This window comes from Brevibacillus brevis, assembly GCF_022026395.1.
Taxonomy (GTDB): Bacteria; Bacillota; Bacilli; order Brevibacillales; family Brevibacillaceae; genus Brevibacillus.
This window is the reverse complement of the sequence record NZ_CP041767.1, coordinates 5,210,001-5,230,732: the sequence shown is the minus strand read 5'-3', so window position 1 is coordinate 5,230,732 and position 20,732 is coordinate 5,210,001. Positions and strand designations below refer to the sequence as shown.

At 47.6% G+C, this 20,732-nt stretch carries 17 protein-coding genes and 1 pseudogene (1 of these 18 only partly in view); 11 read left to right on the top strand and 7 right to left on the bottom strand.

The annotated features are described in order from the left end of the window. Nucleotides 1–75 precede the first annotated feature (75 nt). A complete protein-coding gene (locus tag FO446_RS24825; protein ID WP_173612486.1) occupies nucleotides 76–933 on the bottom strand; it encodes an AraC family transcriptional regulator in 858 nt (285 codons plus the stop codon). Between the two features lie 123 nt (nucleotides 934–1,056). On the opposite strand from FO446_RS24825, the gene FO446_RS24820 reads away from it, so the two are divergent. Next, nucleotides 1,057–1,668: a DedA family protein gene (locus FO446_RS24820; RefSeq protein WP_221868912.1), complete on the top strand. Its 612-nt coding sequence runs from the start codon at nucleotides 1,057–1,059 to the stop codon at nucleotides 1,666–1,668. A gap of 9 nt (nucleotides 1,669–1,677) precedes the next feature. Here the strand turns inward: FO446_RS24820 and FO446_RS24815 are convergent, their stop codons facing one another. Then, nucleotides 1,678–3,213 (bottom strand): vWA domain-containing protein, encoded by a 1,536-nt coding sequence (locus FO446_RS24815; protein WP_221868899.1) that lies wholly within the window; start codon nucleotides 3,211–3,213, stop codon nucleotides 1,678–1,680. Nucleotides 3,214–3,362: 149 nt separating this feature from the next. Further along, nucleotides 3,363–4,301 (bottom strand): alpha-helical endospore appendage domain-containing protein, encoded by a 939-nt coding sequence (locus FO446_RS24810; protein ID WP_221868900.1) that lies wholly within the window; start codon nucleotides 4,299–4,301, stop codon nucleotides 3,363–3,365. A 244-nt stretch (nucleotides 4,302–4,545) separates the two neighbouring features. Here FO446_RS24810 and FO446_RS24805 point away from each other — a divergent pair, with 244 nt between their 5' ends. The 6 genes from FO446_RS24805 (at nucleotide 4,546) to FO446_RS24780 (ending at nucleotide 12,143) form a co-directional block, all read left to right on the top strand. Further along, on the top strand, nucleotides 4,546–5,610 hold the full coding sequence (locus tag FO446_RS24805) for an AAA family ATPase (protein WP_237899382.1): 1,065 nt from the start codon (nucleotides 4,546–4,548) through the stop codon (nucleotides 5,608–5,610). 2 nt (nucleotides 5,611–5,612) lie between these two features. After that, nucleotides 5,613–7,412, top strand: a complete 1,800-nt coding sequence (locus FO446_RS24800) for a vWA domain-containing protein (RefSeq protein ID WP_221868901.1) — start codon at nucleotides 5,613–5,615, stop codon at nucleotides 7,410–7,412. Nucleotides 7,413–7,525: 113 nt separating this feature from the next. Next, complete coding sequence (locus FO446_RS24795; RefSeq protein WP_221868902.1) at nucleotides 7,526–8,731, top strand: chromate transporter; 1,206 nt, start codon at nucleotides 7,526–7,528, stop codon at nucleotides 8,729–8,731. Nucleotides 8,732–8,983: 252 nt separating this feature from the next. Next, the gene (locus FO446_RS24790) at nucleotides 8,984–9,583 is read left to right on the top strand and encodes a TetR/AcrR family transcriptional regulator (protein ID WP_173612503.1); all 600 of its coding nucleotides are present in this window, start codon (nucleotides 8,984–8,986) and stop codon (nucleotides 9,581–9,583) included. A gap of 65 nt (nucleotides 9,584–9,648) precedes the next feature. After that, nucleotides 9,649–10,878, top strand: a complete 1,230-nt coding sequence (locus tag FO446_RS24785; protein ID WP_237899380.1) for an MFS transporter — start codon at nucleotides 9,649–9,651, stop codon at nucleotides 10,876–10,878. 191 nt (nucleotides 10,879–11,069) lie between these two features. Beyond that, on the top strand, nucleotides 11,070–12,143 hold the full coding sequence (locus tag FO446_RS24780; RefSeq protein ID WP_237899378.1) for a glycerophosphodiester phosphodiesterase: 1,074 nt from the start codon (nucleotides 11,070–11,072) through the stop codon (nucleotides 12,141–12,143). A gap of 39 nt (nucleotides 12,144–12,182) precedes the next feature. On the opposite strand, the gene FO446_RS24775 is transcribed toward FO446_RS24780, so the two are convergent. Further along, nucleotides 12,183–13,361 (bottom strand): oxalate decarboxylase family bicupin, encoded by a 1,179-nt coding sequence (locus FO446_RS24775; protein ID WP_232774800.1) that lies wholly within the window; start codon nucleotides 13,359–13,361, stop codon nucleotides 12,183–12,185. A 181-nt stretch (nucleotides 13,362–13,542) separates the two neighbouring features. On the opposite strand from FO446_RS24775, the gene FO446_RS24770 reads away from it, so the two are divergent. Further along, nucleotides 13,543–14,298 (top strand): DUF4241 domain-containing protein, encoded by a 756-nt coding sequence (locus FO446_RS24770; protein ID WP_237899377.1) that lies wholly within the window; start codon nucleotides 13,543–13,545, stop codon nucleotides 14,296–14,298. A 12-nt stretch (nucleotides 14,299–14,310) separates the two neighbouring features. On the opposite strand, the gene FO446_RS24765 is transcribed toward FO446_RS24770, so the two are convergent. Beyond that, nucleotides 14,311–14,874: a hypothetical protein gene (locus FO446_RS24765; protein WP_237899376.1), complete on the bottom strand. Its 564-nt coding sequence runs from the start codon at nucleotides 14,872–14,874 to the stop codon at nucleotides 14,311–14,313. Between the two features lie 156 nt (nucleotides 14,875–15,030). On the opposite strand from FO446_RS24765, the gene FO446_RS24760 reads away from it, so the two are divergent. Beyond that, nucleotides 15,031–15,618, top strand: coding sequence for a TetR/AcrR family transcriptional regulator (locus tag FO446_RS24760; protein WP_173612496.1), 588 nt, complete (start codon nucleotides 15,031–15,033; stop codon nucleotides 15,616–15,618). 1,141 nt (nucleotides 15,619–16,759) lie between these two features. Here the strand turns inward: FO446_RS24760 and FO446_RS29130 are convergent. Both FO446_RS29130 and FO446_RS24755 read right to left on the bottom strand, forming a co-directional pair. Continuing rightward, a pseudogene (locus FO446_RS29130) lies at nucleotides 16,760–17,158 on the bottom strand (hypothetical protein); the annotation flags it as partial. A gap of 12 nt (nucleotides 17,159–17,170) precedes the next feature. Beyond that, nucleotides 17,171–17,587 (bottom strand): hypothetical protein, encoded by a 417-nt coding sequence (locus FO446_RS24755; RefSeq protein ID WP_237899375.1) that lies wholly within the window; start codon nucleotides 17,585–17,587, stop codon nucleotides 17,171–17,173. A gap of 228 nt (nucleotides 17,588–17,815) precedes the next feature. Between FO446_RS24755 and FO446_RS24750 the strand changes: the two genes are divergently transcribed. Next, nucleotides 17,816–20,098 carry a DEAD/DEAH box helicase gene (locus tag FO446_RS24750; protein ID WP_237899374.1) on the top strand — a complete coding sequence of 761 codons (2,283 nt, stop codon included), beginning with the start codon at nucleotides 17,816–17,818 and terminating at the stop codon, nucleotides 20,096–20,098. Continuing rightward, nucleotides 20,088–20,732, top strand: the 5' portion of a protein-coding gene (locus tag FO446_RS24745; protein WP_237899373.1) for a ribonuclease H-like domain-containing protein. 738 nt of this gene lie beyond the right edge of the window; the window shows 645 of its 1,383 coding nt (coding positions 1–645); the start codon lies at nucleotides 20,088–20,090; its stop codon lies beyond the right edge, outside the window. The genes FO446_RS24750 and FO446_RS24745 overlap by 11 nt, the downstream gene beginning before the upstream one ends.

Below are 20,732 nucleotides of genomic sequence, written 5' to 3'. Positions count from 1 at the left end.
TTCACTCCTTTTCACACGTCCAGCGTACGACAGGAAAACGAGGAAAACTTGATCGAAAATGCGAATCGCTACTGACTATTCTCGTGCAAGAACGGGTATATAAATGAAACAAAGCGAATCAGGATGGTTATTCCCGAGAAAGCGATGATCATAATATTCAAAATCGTATCGGGCATAAAGCTGATCGGATGCGGATGCGTGTGTCATCCAGCTCCCGTATATATACTGATACGTCAGCTTGAGATTTTGCACCGATCCTCTGTGAGGGAAGACAAGATAACCAGATGCAGGCAGAGTGAGCGATTCCAATCCGTCTGAGCCAACATGCTCCGTACTGTTTATGCCAGCAAAATAGGCGAAGTTCAACGAAAGCCCGAAAGCGTCCGGGTAGCGAATAACCCCATAACGCTTCTGGTTTTTCTGCATGGCGATTTTCTGTCCCAGTCGGTTCCAGCAATGGACAATATCTGTGGTCGAACGGGTAGCCGAGGAGCAGCCTATCAGGGTCAATTCTTCGTGGGCAGGGACATAGACGGGCTCAATCGATTGCAGCTGAATATTTTCCAAATATGATAGCTCAATACGCTCCAGCATGGTGTACCGCGGCATTTTTCCAGATCGACGGAGGGCAGAAGGAGGAAGACCAAAGCGTTTGGTAAAAGCACGAGTAAAGGCTTCGTGGGAATCAAAGCCATATGTAAAGGCGACCTCCGTTACGCTCTTTTGTTCCAGTAACAGCGTTTTGGCAGCCTCAGTCAAGCGTCTCTTCGAAATGTATTGGCCCACAGTTTCTCCTGTCACGTGAAAGAACAAGCGTTGAAAATGATACTTGGAATATCCAGCGGCTGATGCCACTTCATCAAGAGTGACTTTTTCCGTTAACTGCTTTTCGATAAAAGAGAGGGCATAAGTTATTTGCTCCATATAGTTCATGGCATCACCTGAAAAAGGAAATAAGATTTTTTTAAGGATACCATACGCTTTGGGATGCATTTTTGTAAAAAAGCCAGAATGTCAAAGAATAGGGAGAGAATACAATGAAATAGGACAACATTTCTGGAGGTAGACGTGGAGCAGCATTTGGATCTTTTTTTAATGAAATATGGATATGTCGGCATCTTTTTTTCGCTCACACTCGGTGTTGTAGGGCTCCCCATACCCGATGAGGTACTCATGACGTACGCTGGCTATGCAGTTTCCCGCGGTGTTTTGCACATGCCGTTGACGGTGCTGAGTGCCTTTTTGGGAGCGGCAGTAGGGATTACGATCAGCTATACCATCGCGTGGAAGTGGGGGCTGCCTTTGCTTATGAAGGTTGGACCGTACTTGCATATTACGCCGAAAAGAATAGAGTCGACCCAAAAGCTGTTTGCCAAGTACGGTCCATACTTGTTACTCATCGGCTATTTTTTGCCTGGTGTCCGCCATATTACCGCCTATTTGGCAGGAGTCTCTACGATGGGGTTTCGACGATTCGCTTTATTTGCTTACGCTGGTGCATTTCTTTGGAGTGTCACTTTTTTACTGCTGGGACGGGCGCTTGAGAAAGAGTGGCTCAAGGTCGTCGTTTATATACGTCATTATGGCATCACATTTTTGCTAATCGGTTCGGCGATTGGAATGATGGTTTATATTTGGATGAGGTACAGGCGAGACACTAAAGCATAGGAACAGGCATTAGTTCCTGCTGATTGCCATGCTGTCTTTAACCAAGCGGACAAATTCGAGCTGTTCCTCTCCAGTGGCTGTGGCTTCCGCCAGTTTGAGAACATCGGCAAGGGAGCTTCTTTCGGCATGCGGACTCTTCCGCAATATTTCCCCGTATTCTGCTACAGCAGCAAGGAACGTCACCTCAGGAGACAAGACATTTTGCACCTTTACGGGTTCGGAGATTTCCTCTACTTTTTGGGAAGAGGCATTATGATAGCGCACGCGAACCGTCCCGAGATCTGTATGGGCAGGGGAAGCAAGCTTCACTTCATAAAGAGCGGTCACACTATGGCCTGCGCCGATCTCGCCTGCATCTGTCTTGTCGTTGCGAAAATCTTTGTCGCGGACATCGCGGTTCTCATAACCGATCAAGCGATACGAATCTACCTTCTTAGGATCGAATTCTACTTGGATTTTTACGTCACGAGCGATCGTTTGGAGGGTGCTCGTCAATGATTCCGTAAAAATGCGGCGCGCCTCGGAGAACGTATCGATGTAGGCGTAGTTGCCCTCTCCTTTGTTCGCTAGCTGCTCCATCAGGACATCGTTGTAATTCCCCATGCCAAAGCCAAAGGTGCTCAAGTAAATGTCTTTTCGCGCATAGTCCTCGATTGATCGCAAAATGCCCTCGGCTCCTGTTTCGCCTACATTGGCTACTCCGTCGGAGCATAAAATCACCCTGTTAATGGTAGTAGGCTTGAAGGAACGGGCCGCCATTTCATAACCGAGCACCAGCCCCTCTTCTGCATTGGTGGAGCCTTCGGGCTGCAGATTTTCGATGGCTGATAAAATCGCCTGTTTGTCTTCGGTAGAGGTTGGGGGCAAAAGAACGCGTCCCTCTGATCCATAGACGACGATCCCTACTGAATCTGTAGGTTGGAGTTGATCAACGAGAACATGTAAGCTTTTTTTCACCAGCTCTAATCGGTTTTCGCGATTCATCGAGCCAGATACGTCAATGACAAAAACGAGATGAGCGGGTTTGCGCTCTTCTGCGCGTAATTCCTTTCCTTTGATCCCGATTCGGACTACTTGAAGATTTGTTTGAAAAGGAGAGGGGCCACTTTCGGCCTGGATCGCAAATGTCTGATCGGTTGGCACAGGATACGAAGTGGGGAAGAAGTTGATGAATTCCTCCACCCGAATGGCTTCTGCTGGCGGGAGATTCCCGTCTTTAATAAAATTGCGCATTATGGTGTAAGAGGCAGTGTCCACATCAGCGGCAAAAGTAGACAGACGGTCCTTCGCTGTAGAAACAAATTGGTTGGTGCCGTAATCTTTGAAGTACATGTCATTGGGGAGGGGATTGACCGATTTTTTCAGCGCATAATCAGCTAGTTGGCTGGGAGGACTTGGACTGGAGGCTACTTGATTGCTTTGACCTTGCTCTGCTGCTGGTTTATTTTCGCTTTCACTTCTTGATACGAACTGTACGCTTGAGCTGCATCCGATCAGGGATGCAACCAATATGGTAATGCCACTGGTTTTCACGATTTTTCTCATCTTTTGTTATTCCCCCTTTGCCTATGTGACGTGGTAAAAAAAGGAATGTTACATAAAGAGTAGAAGTAGGCTTGTCCGCAGCAAGAGCTTCACTCGCAACGACAGCCGGGGTAGCTGTGCTTCGAGTGGCGTCATGATATATGTTTGGTTTAATCGGCAATCTTCACTAAAGTGAGGAAGCTGGTTACCGTCGTCGTTCCGTCTGCGAAGCTTTGCAAGAACTGGTCTGCGATACCTCCCGTGCGGAATATGTCTACGATGTCACCTGCTGCTAATCGGGTGAAAGAGGTAACCATGCCGAATGCATTTCCATCTGCTGCACTATCTGCACTGCTTGAAGTTCCGGCAGAGCCCGTTATATTGGCGCCATTCCTTCTGATAATGAAAGACACTTCACTCGCTTGGGCAGTAGTTACGCGATAGCTGATGAGATAGATACCGCTTGCAGGTACGGTCACTTGCCCGCCAGCGAGTAAAAAGCCAAGGGAATTGTCTGCATTCGCCACATTTAGCGGGACGATCGTATTGGGAGAAATATCGATAGCGGAGGATAGCCAGAAGTTACCGAAAACACTGGAAATAGTACCTGTTGCGCCTGTTACACCCGTGGCTCCTGTAGTACCTGTTACGCCAGTTGCCCCCGTAACACCAGTGCCTCCAGCTCCGGTCGCTCCAGTTGCCCCGGTCGCCCCGGTCGCCCCGGTCGCCCCAGTCAAGCCGACTCCTGTCGCACCCGTTATTCCTACTCCAGTAGCGCCAGTAGGACCCGTTGCCCCTGTCAGACTCGCAATAAACGATGCGGATAATACGGAATTCAGCTTGCTGTTCAGCAGAATGTCTTTCTTTGTGATCTCTCTAAGCGTATTTACTACGCTGGAATTCACGTTTAGCAAATCACTAATGGTTGCAGGGGGACCTGTTAATCCAGGAAGCGTGCCAAGGACATAGTGAAGCTTCTCCGCCTCTGCGTTAATGATATGGCTTAAACCAAGTTCCTCCAAAGCGAAGGATGCGAGTAGCAAGTTTACGACTTGGTTTTGAGTAATGGTCAACAGCGGCGCAATGTTGGGGATATTTGCTTGTGACAAATAAAACGTCCTCCTTTATTTATGTCGTTTCATCCTATTCCGATATCATACATAAGGGAATTCGTCGGTTTATGTTTTTATTCGGGCACGGCTTACCATGTGATGCCTTCTTTCTTGCCCGTTATTCAATCTTCTTGTAATATTAGGAAATATTTGTGGTGTGACGGTCGCTCTAGTCAATGGAAATCAATCATGGAAAGAGGTAGATTGCTGCAAAAATCAATCAAACAAGAGAGGTTATGAAATGAATCTAGGAATTCAAGTGACGCAAAATCAACTGATGGATGTGCTGCTAAACGTTGCAGTAGCTCGTCCAGTATTTATTTGGGGCGCACCGGGAATCGGCAAATCGTCTCTCGTCGAGGCATTTGCCGAGCAGGTGGGCCTGCCTTGCGTATCGTTATTGGGTAGTCAGCTGGCACCGGAGGATATTATTGGTGTCCCACAGATTGTAGATGGGAAAAGCAGATTTTGCCCACCTGCGCAAATTGCGCGAGAAGAACCGTACTGCTTGTTTCTTGACGAATTGAATGCATGCTCGCAAGAAGTGCAAAAGGCGTTTTACAGTTTGATTCATGAGCGGAGAATCGGGGATTACCATCTGCCAGAAGGGTCCATTGTGATTGGAGCAGGAAACCGCGCGCAGGATAGCGCGATTGTCAAACCGATGTCGTCTGCTCTGATCAACCGGATGTTCCATGTCCAATTGCTAGTTTCGTATGAACAATGGATGAATTGGGCGTACAGCAACGGCATCCATTCCTACGTGCTGCAATTTTTGGAGGTGCGCCCGGACTATTTGTGGTCGCAGCCACCGAAGAGCGAGGAACCGTTTTCTACTCCGCGTTCCTGGCACATGCTCTCGGATGCCCTGAACGAATTCGGTGAGAACTTGACGACGGAGATGGTGGGGGTACTGGTCTACGGATGCTTGACGCCTCAGCATGCGGCTCAATTTCGGGCTTTTCACAAGAACATTCAAGGCAAATACCAGCTCAACCGTATTTTGGAGGGAGAGGCTTCTTTCCCGACAGCTCCAGAGGATCGAGACGTACTGTATTTTCTGGCCGATTCTTTCCGTTCGCAGATCAAAAAAGAACTGCCAGCGGATAAAGCCTCCGTGGGGGAGCAGCATAAACGGTTTGCCCACCGAGCGAAGGCTCTCTTGAAGGAGCTGGCTTCTATCTCACTGGAAATGGCGCAGATGGTAGTGGCGCGGCACGAGGATGGCGACGGATTGCCAGACTGGTTTGTTGTGGAGGTCATTCGTGATTTACCGCGATTGGCGATGGACAGGAAGGGCAAATAGCAATGGCCAGAGGAGTTCAAACCGACCCGTCGACGCAAAACTACGAGCAGGCCGTCCATTTTTTGAGTCATCACCCGATGTTTGGTCCACTGTCATCGCGAGCGCACTTTATCCGTTCCGAGCGAAGTATTTGTCCGGATAACGGTTGGGTAGTCGTGACCCGGGAAGGCAGCTTGTACGCGCATCCGAAGCGCAGAGGGGAAGTCGGGGAATGGATTTATGTTCTCGCACACGCGCTCTTGCATTTGGGCTTCGGTCATTTTGTGGAAAAAGAGCAGCCGATATTGTGGAACATCGCATGCGATTGTTATATTACGCGCTTCTTGAGAGATATGAAGCTGGGGAAGCCTCCTGCGGAAATGGCCTTTGAGCTAGATAAATCGGGAAAGAGCGAAGAAGAGCTGTATGACTGGTTCGTGAAGCATGGGGTGCCGGAGCATTTGAAGCTGTTTGGAACGGGCGGGGAAAAACAGGCAGATATGCTTTTCTCGGATAAATACGTCAGGTACACCTACAATCGGGATGTGAAGTGGGAGCGTCTCTTGGGGATCGGGCTGGCACAAGCGGTGCAAAGTGCTGTCAGCGTAGCGGGCGGTTATTCCGATGCTCTCGGGAATGAAGAGAACCAGCTGTCCGAAGCACAAAAGGCCAAGCGCTGGTTCATTAATCATTTTCCATTACTGGCTTCCTTAGCGAGTCATTTCACGATTATCGAGGATTCACAGCTCTGTCAGCGGCTGCAAATCTCGGTGGCAGCCATTGATGTAACAGCCAACGAAATCTTCATCAATCCTGCGGCGGGCTTGGATGAAGAGGAATGCAAATTCGTAATGGCACACGAGCTGTTGCACGCAGGGCTTCGCCACCATGAGCGTTGCCAAGGCCGAGACCCGTATTACTGGAATGTCAGCTGTGATTACGTGATTAATCAATGGCTGATGGAGATCGGTATCGGACGTTTTCCGCAAATTGGCGGACTTTACGACCCAGACCTGAAGGGACTGTCGGCGGAGGCGATTTATGATCGAATCGTGACGGACATGCGTACGTATCGCAAGCTGTACACCTTACGTGGAGTCGGCATGGGCGATATTCTGGATGGCGATGATCCGCGTTTTTGGGAAAAGGGTCCGGGAACGACGCTGGATGACTTTTATCGCAATGCGATGTCGCAAGGTTTGATCTATCACCAGGAGAGGGGACGAGGGCTTTTGCCTGCGGGTTTGGTAGAAGAGATTCGCGCCTTGGGGCAACCGCCGATCCCATGGGATGTTCAGCTTGCCCGTTGGTTCGACGAGCATTTTCCCCCATTGGAAAAGAGTCGCACGTATGCAAGGGCAAGCCGCAGACAGTCCTCAACACCCGATATTGCCCGTCCTGCCTGGAGCTTTCGGGAAACGGATCGGCTGGCACGTACATTTGGCGTCGTGATTGATACATCCGGCTCGATGGATACCAAGCTGCTCGGCAAAGCATTGGGGGCGATTGCGAGCTACAGTGAAGCCCGAGATGTTCCGTATGCGCGCGTGGTCTTTTGTGATGCGCAGGCGTATGATGCGGGCTACCTTTCTCCCGAGGACATTGCAGGTCGCGTCAAAGTAAAAGGACGCGGGGGAACGATCCTGCAGCCGGGCATTGACATGCTGGAGAAAGCAACCGATTTTCCAAAGGACGGGCCGATTTTGATCATTACCGATGGGGAATGTGATCGGATCAAAGTAACTCGTAGTCATGCCATCATGCTGCCGAAGGGGAGTAATCTGCCATTCGTAGCGCGAGGACCAGTATTTCGAATGGAATAGCCGTGTTTAGGCTCCGTATCGATGCGGAGCCCTCTTCATGATCTTTTTACAATGAAAGGGTAGGAAAAGCGATAAAATAGCTTATATGATGAAGCGGAGAGGTGTACAGCTTAGTGAAGAATAATCTCCGAGAAGAAACAGGACACCAAAAAAGTAGATGGGAGTCTGTGTTTGAAGTTTTGCTCGTTTCTGCCAAGCTGGGTGTTACTTCATTCGGCGGTCCCATCGCGCATCTCGGTTATTTTCACAACGAATACATTCGACGTAGAAAATGGCTGGATGAGCAAAGCTACGCAGATTTGGTTGCGCTTTGTCAGTTCCTCCCCGGTCCCGCAAGCAGTCAGGTAGGGATCGGTATTGGAATCATGCGAGCCGGATTGTTGGGAGGGGTTGCTGCATGGATCGGCTTCACTCTGCCTTCGGTATTGGCGCTCCTGATATTTGCGTTCACTTTACAAGGACTGGACAGTGGAAGTGCTTCTTGGATTCACGGTCTAAAATTAGTAGCTGTCGCGATTGTTGCTCATGCTGTATGGGGAATGGGACAAAAGCTGGCCCCGGATCGAGCACGGGTGACGATTGCGATTCTCGCGGCTGCCATCACGTTATTGTGGCATTCTGCATGGAGTCAGATCACAATTATGATTCTAGCGGGGATTACAGGATTGCTGTTCTTCCGGCAGCAAAAAGTTTCGGATTTCCCTGAATTTCGTGTGCCAATCAGTCGAGCACTAGCCATTATGTGCTGGATCACTTTCTTCGGACTTTTGCTTGTGCTGCCCATCCTCCGAGAGAGCACAGGCTTCTCCTTACTAGCACTGTTTGAGAGCTTTTACCGTGCAGGTTCTCTTGTTTTTGGCGGAGGTCATGTTGTATTGCCTTTGCTTGAGAGGGAAGTGATCCCGACAGGCTGGGTAACGCAAGAAGCTTTTCTGACGGGCTACGGCGCAACACAAGCAGTACCGGGGCCATTGTTTACGTTTGCCGCTTATTTGGGAGCGATGATTGCAGGAGGAATCGGTGCAGCAGTAGCTACGATTGCCATTTTTCTACCGGCCTTTTTACTCGTCATCGGCGCATTGCCGTTCTGGGATTCCTTGAGGAGAAATTCCAAAATCAAAGGAATGCTGGTAGGTGTGAATGCAGCAGTCGTCGGTATTTTACTCGCAGCCCTGTACGATCCGATTTGGACGAGTACGATCCTTGCTCCATTGGATTTTATCGCAGCGGCTATTTTGTTTATCATGCTGGAGCACTGGAAGCTGCCGCCATGGCTGGTTGTGGTTACAGGGGTTTCGTACGGTCTGTTGCTGTCTTAGACTGATAGGCAGTCATTATCATCCTTAGTTTTAAAAGGTCTCAAACGAACCAATAAGGCTGGTGAGAAGAAAAAGCACAGAGCTCATAGACCTTGACAACGCCTGCTGGGGTGTCAGAGTCGTAGAGACCTGTGCTTTTTCTTCTCCTCCACTATGTTGACCCAAACCAAAGAAAGTTTGCCAACTATGTAGGTAACGCTTATAATACTGAATGAAAGTTCAGTATTGTAGGATGGGAAGTTGGTGGGAGCATTGAATAAAAAGAAGCAGCAAACGGAGCAGACCAAGAAAAAAATAGCGGATGCGGCCAGAATTTTATTTATGCAAAAAGGCTACAAGGCCACATCAATAGATGATATCGTGAAAGCTACTGGATACAGCGGCGGTAACATTTATTATCATTTCAAGAGCAAGGAAGGGCTGTTCTTGCATCTGATTGAAGCTTGGAATAGCGAATGGGAAGAGGAATGGCTAGCCAAGGAACATCTCTACACGACCTCGATCGATAAATTGTATGGAATGGCTGAACATTTTGCGACCGATTTCATGAACCATCCTCTGACCAAGGCTGCTGATGAATTTTTCGACATGTCGGAGAAGCCTTCCGATGTGGAGGAGCGTATCAACAAAATGATCAAAGGCTATATTGACTTTAATCAACAGTTGCTCCAGAAGGGGATCGATAACGGCGAATTTGAAATGACGAATGTAACCGGAGTCGCCATGATCCTGGACAGCCTGATGTTTGGTTTAAATCAACACTCGCGACGAATGGAACGCGAGGAAGCGCTGGCAACCTTTCGCTTAGCGATGGATGTGTTTTTATTTGGCATTGTCAAACCATCCCGCTAGCTTTTTTTACGTAATGATTTAGAATGGATATTCAGTGTTTTGGTAACGGATTGGAGGAATAGGAAGTGGCTTTATTATTAAAAAATCAGGGAGCCCTATTGATTCTGATGTTCAATATTTTCCTTGTCTTTACGGGGATCGGGCTTGTTATACCGATTATGCCGAAGTACATGGAGAGTTTGGGAATTACCGGGGGAACCATTGGTCTGTTAGTGGCAGCCTTTTCGCTGACGCAGCTTCTTTTTTCCCCTATTGCCGGGCGATGGGCTGATTCATTCGGAAGAAAAAAGATCATTGTGATTGGCTTGATCGTATTTGCTATCTCAGAAGGGCTGTTCGGTATAGCGAATTCTCCAGTCCTGCTGTTTGTTTCTAGGTTGTTAGGCGGCATCAGTGCCGCACTGATTATGCCAGCCGTAATGGCTTACTCGGCAGATATTACAACGAATGAAGAACGAGCGGCCGGGATGGGGTATATTACGGCAGCCATTACAACTGGTTTTATTATCGGTCCAGGGATTGGAGGATACATTGCTGAATTTGGTATTCGCGCACCTTTTTATACCGCAGGAATTGCGGGACTGATTGCTGCATGCATCACGTTGTTGATCCTCAAGGAATCGAAACCGACGGAAGAAGCATTGGCTGACTCGCATTCTAGCGAAAAACAACGAAGCAGTCTCCTTTCCCAGTTAATGCACTCGTATCGGGAGCCTTATTTTTTCAGTTTGATCATTGTGTTTGTCATGTCTTTCGGACTGGCTAATTTTGAAACGGTCTTTTCATTGTTTGTCGACCATAAGTTTGGATTTGAGCCAAAAGATATCGCGTTTATCATTACATTCGGGTCAATAGCAGGCGCAGTGGTCCAGCTTACTGCCTTTAGCTGGATCATGAATCGCTTTGGCGAGAAAAGGGTCATCTCAGTCTGTCTGCTCTTTGCTGGTTTGTTTATTGTGTTGACGCTATTTGTTCACGGATTTTGGATGATTTTTGCCGTTACCTTTATCGTATTTTTGGCGATCGATATTTTGCGTCCGGCCATAAGTACCCAAATGTCGATGCTCGCAAAGGATCAACAAGGATATGTTGCAGGTCTTAACTCAGCCTTCACGAGTCTTGGCAATATTGCAGGACCTATCGTAGCAGGATTTTTATTCGATATAGATATCAACTATCCGTATGCGCTAGCTTGTTTGATTTTGCTTATCTGTTTCGTCTTATCACTAGGAGTTAAAAACCGCAATCTGAAGGATGCCAATGCGGCTTCCAGTCAAGCGTCCATTCATGGATGATGAAGTGAAGGGATACGATAGCTGAATAAAGCAGCGGCGAGTCTAAGATTTTATGTTTAGGTCTTAGTTCGCCGCTGTTCCATTATTTGGGCAAATAAAACTTTCATGATTACTTAATAGAGATGGGAAAAGAAATTTACATCATTCATTTATAGTGATTACGGTAAGCCATACTTTAAGGAGTGAAGCAAATGATGAGAAACAAGGTAATGATAGCAACTGCTGCCCTTATGGTGTGTGTAGCACCAATTGCTTCTGCCGCTGGCAATCCGCACTGGTCAAAAACCTCTCCAAAAGAGTTCGATCTTCAAGCTCACCGCGGCGGAATCGGGCTCACGGTAGAGTCCACATTGGCGTCGTTCTCCCACGCCCTTGAATTAGGAGTGAGCACACTCGAGCTCGACGTGCAAATCACAGAAGACAAGCAGGCGGTTATTACGCATGACCGCAAGATTTCCGGTGCCAAGTGTCGAGATACTGGCCCACTTTTCGCTGGCGATCCTGAGTATCCGTACGTTGGCAAGTACATAAAGGACCTGACTCTCGACCAAGTTCGCACGCTGGACTGTGGTACACAGACATTGCCGCAATACCCAGGGCAGCGTCCAAGCCCAGGTGCTAGGATGCCGCTGTTGAGCGAAGTATTTGACCTCGTCAAGGACTACAAGGCTAACCATGTATGGATGAATATCGAAACGAAGGTAGAGGCGGGAGCACCAGAGCAAACCGCTCCGCGTGAAGATTTCGTGCAGATCGTCGCTCGTGAAGTGCGCGATGCCGGAATGCTTGATCGGGTATCGATCCAAAGCTTTGACTGGGGAGCGCTCATGCGCATGAAAGAGGTTGAGCCGCAATTGCCGATTGTGGCCCTAACGAACGGTGCGCAATTCTTGCAGCCAGGTCAACCAGGAGCTTCACCATGGTTGGGCGGAATTGACATTGACGACTTTGGAGGAGACCTCGTGGCGGCAGCATACGCATTTGGTGCAGACGCTATCTCTCCGGTGCATGGCTCTCCACAAAATGGCAAAGTCACCGACGAGAATTATGTGCCCTATGTCACGAAGAAAATGGTAGAGGACGCACACAAGGTTGGGATGAAGGTGATTCCGTGGACGGTCAACGACGCACCTACGATGAACAAGCTGATCGACGATGGCGTAGACGGGATCATTACGGATTACCCGGACCGTCTGCGTGAGGTCATGGAGCAGCGTGGTCTGAAGCAACCGAAGAGCTACAAGGCTCCTAAAAAAGAGAAGTAAAAAACAGACCAGTCCATTCGGGCTGGTCTTTTCTGGCATTCACGGGACATAGCCATATCCAGGATATTTGACAACGGGCCATTTATCCTTGCGTAAAGCATCTAATAGTTCAGGACCTACACACAGGTTGGAAGCGACGAGTTCATGCGGGGTAAGTGCCATCCATTGATTCAGCGACACATCGACAAAGCGGTCGCTCTTGAACATTTCCAAAAACCACACCGTTTCCGTCCCGGTATTTTGAATATAATGCCCCGTCGCAAAAGGAACGTAACCGACATCACCTGCTTGGTAGTCAAAGGTTCGGGCGTTTCCATTTCCGGTGAAAACGGTCATCCGCGCTTGGCCAGAAATATAATATTGCCACTCGTCGTTATTGGGATGCCAATGCAACTCTCTCATGGCACCGGGACGTAGTTCTACGAGTGCTGCCGCGATTGTTTTGGAGATCGGGAAGTTGCGGGAATCGACGATGCGCACACTGCCGCCAGGTGTAATCAGTGGTCGTTGCGCAAGTAAGCGATGGGTAAAGGGAAGGGGGACGGTTCCGTACGGGGATTCTACCTCATCTTCTTCTACGGGACTGGGAATCTCGTCCTGATAAATGTACACTTGCTCGCAAGGAATGTCGGCAAAGGCTGATTCAGGCACACCAAAATTTGCGGAAAGCACATCTGTTGGCGTATGAGCAAACCAATCGGAGATCGATAGTGTATTCAGATCGGAAAAATGTCCATCGTCGAAAACGAGCAAAAATTCGCAGCCTTCCTCTAGTCCCTGAATCGAGTGGGGGATGCCAGGTGGGAAATACCACAGATCGCCTTTGCCGATATCTGCGATAAAATTTCGTCCGCGTTGGTCAACGGACGTAATTCGTGCACGACCAAGCAGCATGTAAGCCCATTCCGCCTGCTGATGCCAATGCAGCTCGCGAACCCCGCCTGGCGTCAGGCTCATGTTTACACCCGCAAGTGTAGTGGCGATTGGCAGCTCGCGAATGGTGACTTCCCGGGACCAACCGCCGTGATTTAACGTCATGAAGGCATCTGAAAAGGAAAATTTCAGATTGGGCAGCAAGCCCGCATCTGTGACGGGAGGAACGAGCATATTCGGATTTTGCCGATCACGCATGACGTTCCGTGGGCCGAGATCGACCCATCCGGTCCCGTCACTTCTCATCGGCTGAGGAATCTGATTCCCTTTGTCTGGTGGATTCATTTGGGGCAACCTCCTTCATCCTTGGACATGCATAGATTTGGTCGGACTTCATCCACTAACCATGACTATGCATCGGCTTGCCCGTTATGCAAACATCCAAGCCGTACTATCGTTTCTATGGGTGATTTTGTATAATTTTAGGAGTGATTGACAAATTGATAATAGTAGGATGGGTATAAGGATGACGAAAATTCCAGACGATCAATGGTTAGCACGATATGAACAAAAAGAACAGATGTTAGCGCCCCTTGGTGATTTACACACCTATTTCACATCAACGAACATCAGTGGGAAGCCAATCAACCTGCTTTCTTTGGGAGAAATCACGATTCCCACTGGAGACATCATGGTTCGTGATCCGCTTGTGTATCTGGAGAGAGAGTGTGCCCCATATTTTCGAAAAGTCCCTACAGGAACCTTCCCATTAACCGTTTGTGTGGTAACAGTCGAAGAAGACCATTACCGTTATGCAGCTGCGAAGGTAGAGTTCACAGATAAAACTCCCCAAAGATTTACGGAAGCCCTCATAGGAGACGAGGATCTCGAAAATCTTGGGGAAGGCGAATATTTTGGCTTTAATGTGGATGCAGGCCTTGCTACTGTGGTAGATGTCAAAACGAGGGATGCTTATCTGGATTTTTATGATAGCTGGAAAAAAGAGAATCCAGACGGCAATATTTACGATGATTATTTCGCGGAAGTTTTTGCACAAAGTTACAAAGACCGTCCAAAATACCAAAGAAGCGCTGGAGATTATATAAACTGGACGATACCAGGCACGGATTTATCGATTCCGATGATTCAGACCGGATTTGGAGATGGAGCCTATCCTGTCTATTTTGGGTTAGATGAAAACGAGCAAATATGCCAGCTGGTGATTCAATTTATTTGCATTGAGCTTGCATTTGGTGAGGATGATAACGAAGACGAAAGCTAGTAGAAAAGCCTCTCACCAATCCTTTTTGGAAACGGTGCCCCGCTTATCTTTCTTTGGGAAGAGAAAATAGCTGGCTGTAAACAACAGATCAACCCCCAGTACAACGGTCCATAGCCGAAGAATATACCATAAAGAAGCAGTTCGTTCTGCATCATTGATAAAGTAGACGGTCCCGGCTAAGAGGGCCGCCCCAATGACATAGGCGAAGAGATGTCTAAACCAGCTTTTTGCGTAATGCTTGGCGTACTCCATGCCGTATAGTTTGGGTTTAGGTGTGCCTTCCTTGGTGACGTATTGCTGAAATTTTTCATCGGCCCATTGAATCATGCTTTTCCCAAACGCAAGTGATACCCCAATATAGACGGCAGCCAGCGCATGAGGAATCGTTGCGGTAGCTCCACGATACAAATCCACGCTCGTGACAACGAGCAAAACCACATCAACAACAGGCGTCAGGGCGAGAAGTAAAAGCCCGGCCTTTTTTTGTTTGAGTACGTACCTTGTGAAAAGGCCAAGTACAATGACCACCCAAAAGGCGATTTCGCACGCGACAATCATCCATGCAACAAAATTCACTATTATAGGTCCCCTTTTCGGAAGTTTCTTCTCCTGCATGAGGAGTTTTTTTAATACGATCGTGCTAACAAAAAGGATTTTAACATCGGCAGTTAAATAATACAACTGTATTGTTAAAGGTTGCTTGTCCCTTGCCAATCTTGTTAAAATACAACTATGCCGAAAATAATCGATCATGAGAAAAGAAGACAACAAATAGCAGAAGCAACGTGGCGTGTCATTGTTGAGCAAGGAATGGAGGGAGCGACGGTAAGGGGCATTGCAAAAGAAGCAGGACTTTCATTAGGTGCTCTGCGACATTACTTCGCAACACAGGATGAACTGCTAATGTATGCCATGCAGCTCGTAAAAGAGAGGGCAATAGCTCGAATTGCAGAAATTCACGCGAATGAAGAGTTGGCGCCAAAAGAGAAAATCACCAAAATCTTTTTGGAGCTTCTCCCTACGAATCAAGAAAAGATGGTCGAAATGGAAGTTTGGTTTGCTTTTACCGTGTACTTCCGACACAAGAAAGAAGGCTTTGACGCACAGCATGACGGAATCTATGCCGGCGTCCACAAGCTGTTGGATTCTGCCGACCAACTGAATTTATTACGCAAAGAGCTGGACAAAGAGCTGGAAGCAGAAAAGCTCTATGCCGTCATCGACGGTCTGGCCCTGCATGCCTATCTCGAACCGCAGCGTGTCGATGGGGAACGGATTACGAAAGTGCTGGAGCATCATCTGGCATCCTTGTTTCATTAACGGACTATTAAGAAACACATACCCATACTCTTATAAAGAAAAGCAATCGGATCGTGGGAAGGTTGATCTGATTGCTTTTTTTCGTCGGCACGCACATGGGAACGAACAAGATTCAGAACGAATCCACAAGACATCTAGTGAACAAGCAGTTTAAGAGGGTTTGATCGAAGCACTGAAAAACAATGTCATTGTTGAAGCCTGCCTCGATGTGTTCACAGTGAGCTGCGTGATTTTGAAAAATGTAGTTTTGACGCCGCATAACCATTTAAATCAACTTCAGTAAGCAAGGATTGAGATAACAAATCGGGATTGGACGCCGACTGGTCCCGGGTTGCTCGGTATCATCATGCAAAAAAGCCCCAAAAAGGAGCCATTTGTCGTAAGTTTATTTAGCGAATGAAGTTTACTGATTAAAGATCGCTTTAAATGCGTAAGGAACTGGTTTTTGAATTGGGTCTGTATAAGGATTAATGTAAAGAACATAAGTTCCTTCAGCTAGGAGATTTACTGCGTAACTTAACTTTCCATCTCGAGATGCCTGTTGTTTTCGCAAAAGCCTAATAGAGAAGACAAATCCATACGATGAAGAAGATAACGGCCAAAATAACGGAAATCCAGGCATCCCGTTTTGCGGCATCCCTCAAAATCGGGATGACAATTACATGATTCATTAAGCCAATGGTGAGCCTCAGCATACAAACTACCTGAAAAAGGTTAAAGTAGCGTCTTTCATGAACATACCTCTACGTACTTGGGGTGGTAGTAGTATCTGTTCAAAGTGGATCTTTATTCCATGTTTACATGCCGAACGTCCATTTATAATAACGTAGGAAGTAGAATAATGAATGAAAGACACAAAAGCCACGAATCTTCTTTTCGTGGCTTTTGTATACTTATAGGGTATTTATACTGACCAAGGATGAAGAAGCTGCTTTGGCTAACGCTTTTCAATTCCTCAAGAAGTTCAATTATTTTATCATTTTGCACTGCTATTTTTTTGAGACTGAATGCGATTGGCAAGAGCAAAGCAACTATCAAAGGAAGAAATATTGATTCTAAGATCAAAGGTAATCACCTCCAATTAAACTTTACATATTTTGAAAAAGCTAATCCGCCTTAAAAGAAAGGCGGATTTACAATTCTACTGAGTTAAAATTTCTTCAAAAGAATCGTTAGAAAGAGGAGCAATTTTTGGTGTTTCTATAGAAATCTTATAGAAGGTCCTGTTTGCTATTCTTACAGTCGGTAGCATGTCATTCATAATCGTTAAGCAAGTTGCAGTTAATGCAAGAGTAGCTGCAATTCCAGCCAAAATAGATAATGTTAACTTCGCTGCTGGTGTTGCAGTAATAGCAGTGACAACTACTGAAACGCCTATACTAGGAACACCGACAGCGAGAGCGGTAGCAAGATTATCTTCTTTATTTTCAAGCGCGTCAATTGCCTGAATAAAATCTTTGATATTGCTAGAGTTCTTATTGTTTTCAAAGGTACTTTTGGTATTACCTTCCCATTCGAGAGCCCAAAAGTCTTTTCCATTAGAGTAATTATATCATCCTCTATATTCACCGTCATAAAGTAAGGAAGATCCTCTTTCATTAGGTCTTGCAGCCATTAAGCCTTTTTTCTTTTCGTTATTTCGGTTTTCATCCAGGTTTATGGTGAATGCTTCCTTATTGTCAGTAATGATTTCCAATTGATTTGTTTCTTTATTTAATCGAGTAATTACTTGTTCGGTGTTACTAATAATCTTAGTTTCTCTAAATTGATCATCTTCTTTAATATAATCAATGTGTATATTTTCGTGTGCAAATTCATCTATTTCTTGTAAGGCCTCATTCATGGAGTTTTTATACTCAATGTTAATAGGCTCGGTAGCGGAGGTTGGAGAAACTACAGAAGTAAACGTTAAAGTCCCTAATAGTAGCATGGAACCAAGCTTATAAAGTCTGTTTTTGAAAAGTTTCAAAATTTTCCTGCCAAAATCAAAAAAATATAAATTTACCTCGACTTTAGAATTTTGAATAATTTAAATAGCCTACTTTTTCAGCAACTATACTTCTCCATGTCGTCCACCCACATTTCCTCGAGTTACGAGTTTTCATAATCGAGGATCGGTTTCATCTAATGTGGATCTTTATTCCATGTTTACATACCGAACGTCCATTCGTAAAATGGTAGCAAGAAGGTGACGAAAATGAATGTGAAAAAAAATATCGCAGCCATATTGGATCACATAAAAACAGATGAACGATTTCGCGATAACATTGCGCATTGGAGGGTCATTCCTGCTCGTGAAGCAAAGTCCGTTCCATTTCCAAGTGAGCTGGATGGACGAATTCGAGATGCCCTAATAAATAGAGGCATTCCCTCCTTATACACGCATCAAGAAACGTCTTTTCGCCATGTGCGCGAAGGTAAACACATCGTAGCGGTTACGCCCACGGCTTCTGGCAAAAGCATGTGCTATCATTTGCCGATCCTCCAGACGTTATCGGAAGACTCGCAAGCGCGGGCACTTTACTTGTTCCCAACCAAGGCCTTGGCACAGGATCAAAAGTCCGAACTGCACGAGTTGATTACGGAAATGGGCTTCTCCATCAAATCGGAAACGTATGATGGTGATACACCTGCAAATATCCGGCAGATGGTGCGCAAGGCAGGAAATATCGTCATCACCAACCCAGACATGCTGCACTCCGCCATTTTGCCCCATCACACCAAGTGGGTGTCCTTTTTCGAGCATCTCAAATACATCGTAATTGACGAGTTGCATACATATCGCGGCGTTTTTGGCAGTCATGTCGCCAATGTCATTCGGAGGTTGAAGCGTATTTGCGCTTTTTATGGGAGCCACCCGCAATTTATTTGCACATCGGCGACCATCGCCAACCCGAAACAATTGGCGGAAGCCCTGACAGAAGAAGAGGTAGAGCTGGTCAATAACAATGGTGCTCCGTCGGGCATCAAGCATTTCCTTTTCTACAATCCGCCTGTGGTCAACAAGCAGCTCAATATTAGACGGAGTGCTACATTGGAGGCGCGGGACATTACCGAGCAGTTTCTTACCAATGGCATTCAGACGATTCTGTTTGCGAGAAGCCGCGTACGAGTAGAGATATTGCTCACGTATTTGCAGGAGCTGATTCGCCGCAAGCTTGGACCAAAAACGATCCAAGGGTATCGCGGCGGCTATTTGCCGAGCCAGCGCAGAGAGATCGAGCGCGGCTTGCGCAATGGCGACATTATGGGCGTGGTCAGCACCAATGCGCTGGAGCTCGGGGTAGATATCGGGCAGCTTCAAGCGTGTGTCATTACTGGCTATCCAGGCTCGGTCGCAAGCACATGGCAGCAGGCAGGACGGGCGGGAAGAAGGCAGGGGGAATCCGTCGTCGTTATGGTCGGTAGCTCCACACCATTGGATCAGTATGTGATCGCCAATCCGGAGTACTTTTTCGACCGCAGTCCTGAGACAGCGCGGATCAATCCCGATAACCTGATTATTTTGGTGGATCATCTCAAATGTGCGGCGTACGAGCTGCCGTTTCGGGAGGGAGATACATTCGGACGTGCGGAAATCGTGGAAATTCTGGAGTTCTTGACCGAGGAGCAGGTGCTTCATTACTCGCGGGGCAAGTGGTTCTGGATGAACGATTCATTCCCGGCCCACAACATCAGTCTACGGTCAGCTTCGCAGGAAAATGTTGTGATTATCGACATTAGTGAACGGGGAAATGAGCGTGTTATCGGAGAAATGGACCGTTTTAGCTCCATGACGCTTTTGCATGACGAAGCCATTTACCTGCATCAGGGGACGCAATTCCAGGTGGAAAAGCTGGACTACGAGGAAAAGAAGGCGTATGTCCGGGAAGTGCAGGTCGATTATTACACGGATGCCAACCTGGCTGTCTCGCTGAAGGTATTGGAGCAGGATCAGTCCCGTCGTCATGCGCAGAGCACGTTGGCTTATGGCGAAGTGGCAGTGAATGCAATGGCGACGATCTTTAAGAAAATCAAGTTCGAAACGCACGAAAACATCGGCTCGGGGCCGATTCATTTGCCGGAAGAGGAACTGCATACAAATGCGGCGTGGATCGGCTTTTCGGAAGCGTTGCTCGGCGAGATCGGGACAGAGGATGTGGAGCGTGGCTTGGTCGGTTTGGCTCATGTTTTGCAGCACGTAGCTCCGCTGTTTGTCATGTGCGACCCGATGGACCTGCACGTGATACCGCAACGAAAGGCCGTTCATTCGCAGGAGCCGACGATTTTTCTGTACGACCGTTATCCGGGAGGCATCGGCTTGAGCGAGCAAGTGTATAAGGAAATGGAGACGATTTTAACGCAGGCAGAGCGGATGATTGTCTCTTGCCCGTGTGAGTCAGGCTGTCCATCTTGTGTGGGAGCGACAGATGACGGCAGCAAAGGGCTAGCCATGACCTTGCTGCGAATCGCGCAAGGGGGAAGCACTTATGTCTCTTAAATCCAAGCTGCAACGGATGAAGGGACATCTCTCGCTGGAAACGGACAAAGCGGTAGCGCCAGCAGTCGAATCGGAAACGCCCATTCGCAAGGAAGAGTCGATGGAAGAGACGAGGGCGGCTGTACCAGCGGATAGCAACGCCGAGCTACAGATACCTTTTGCCGATAAGTGGAAGGAAATGCAGGCATCGCCCTACATCTGGGATGACGAGTACGTCATGATTCGCGAGGTTCGCTATCCGATCAATCAGCGGCATGGGGCTTACGCCTTTTCTGAGCTGCATGAGGCGATCCGTATGTGGGAAGCGGCTGGTCGAGAGCATCCGCTGTCCGCTGCGGGCAGGAAGCCAGAAGACTTGCTGTTTTTCGATACGGAGACGACAGGGCTGTCAGGTGGGGCAGGCAATGCGATTTTTCTTTTGGGGTACAGTCGTTTCGAGGGGGAGCATGTCGTGGTGCGCCAGCATTTTCTCCCAGGCCCGCATGCAGAGGTGACCTTGTACCAATCGTTTTTGGAGCAAGCACAGAAGTCCTCGCATCTGGTGACCTTTAATGGAAAGTCCTTTGACTGGCCACAGGTGCGGACGAGGCATACGCTGGTGCGCGATCAAGTGCCCGCTTTGCCTACCTTTGGT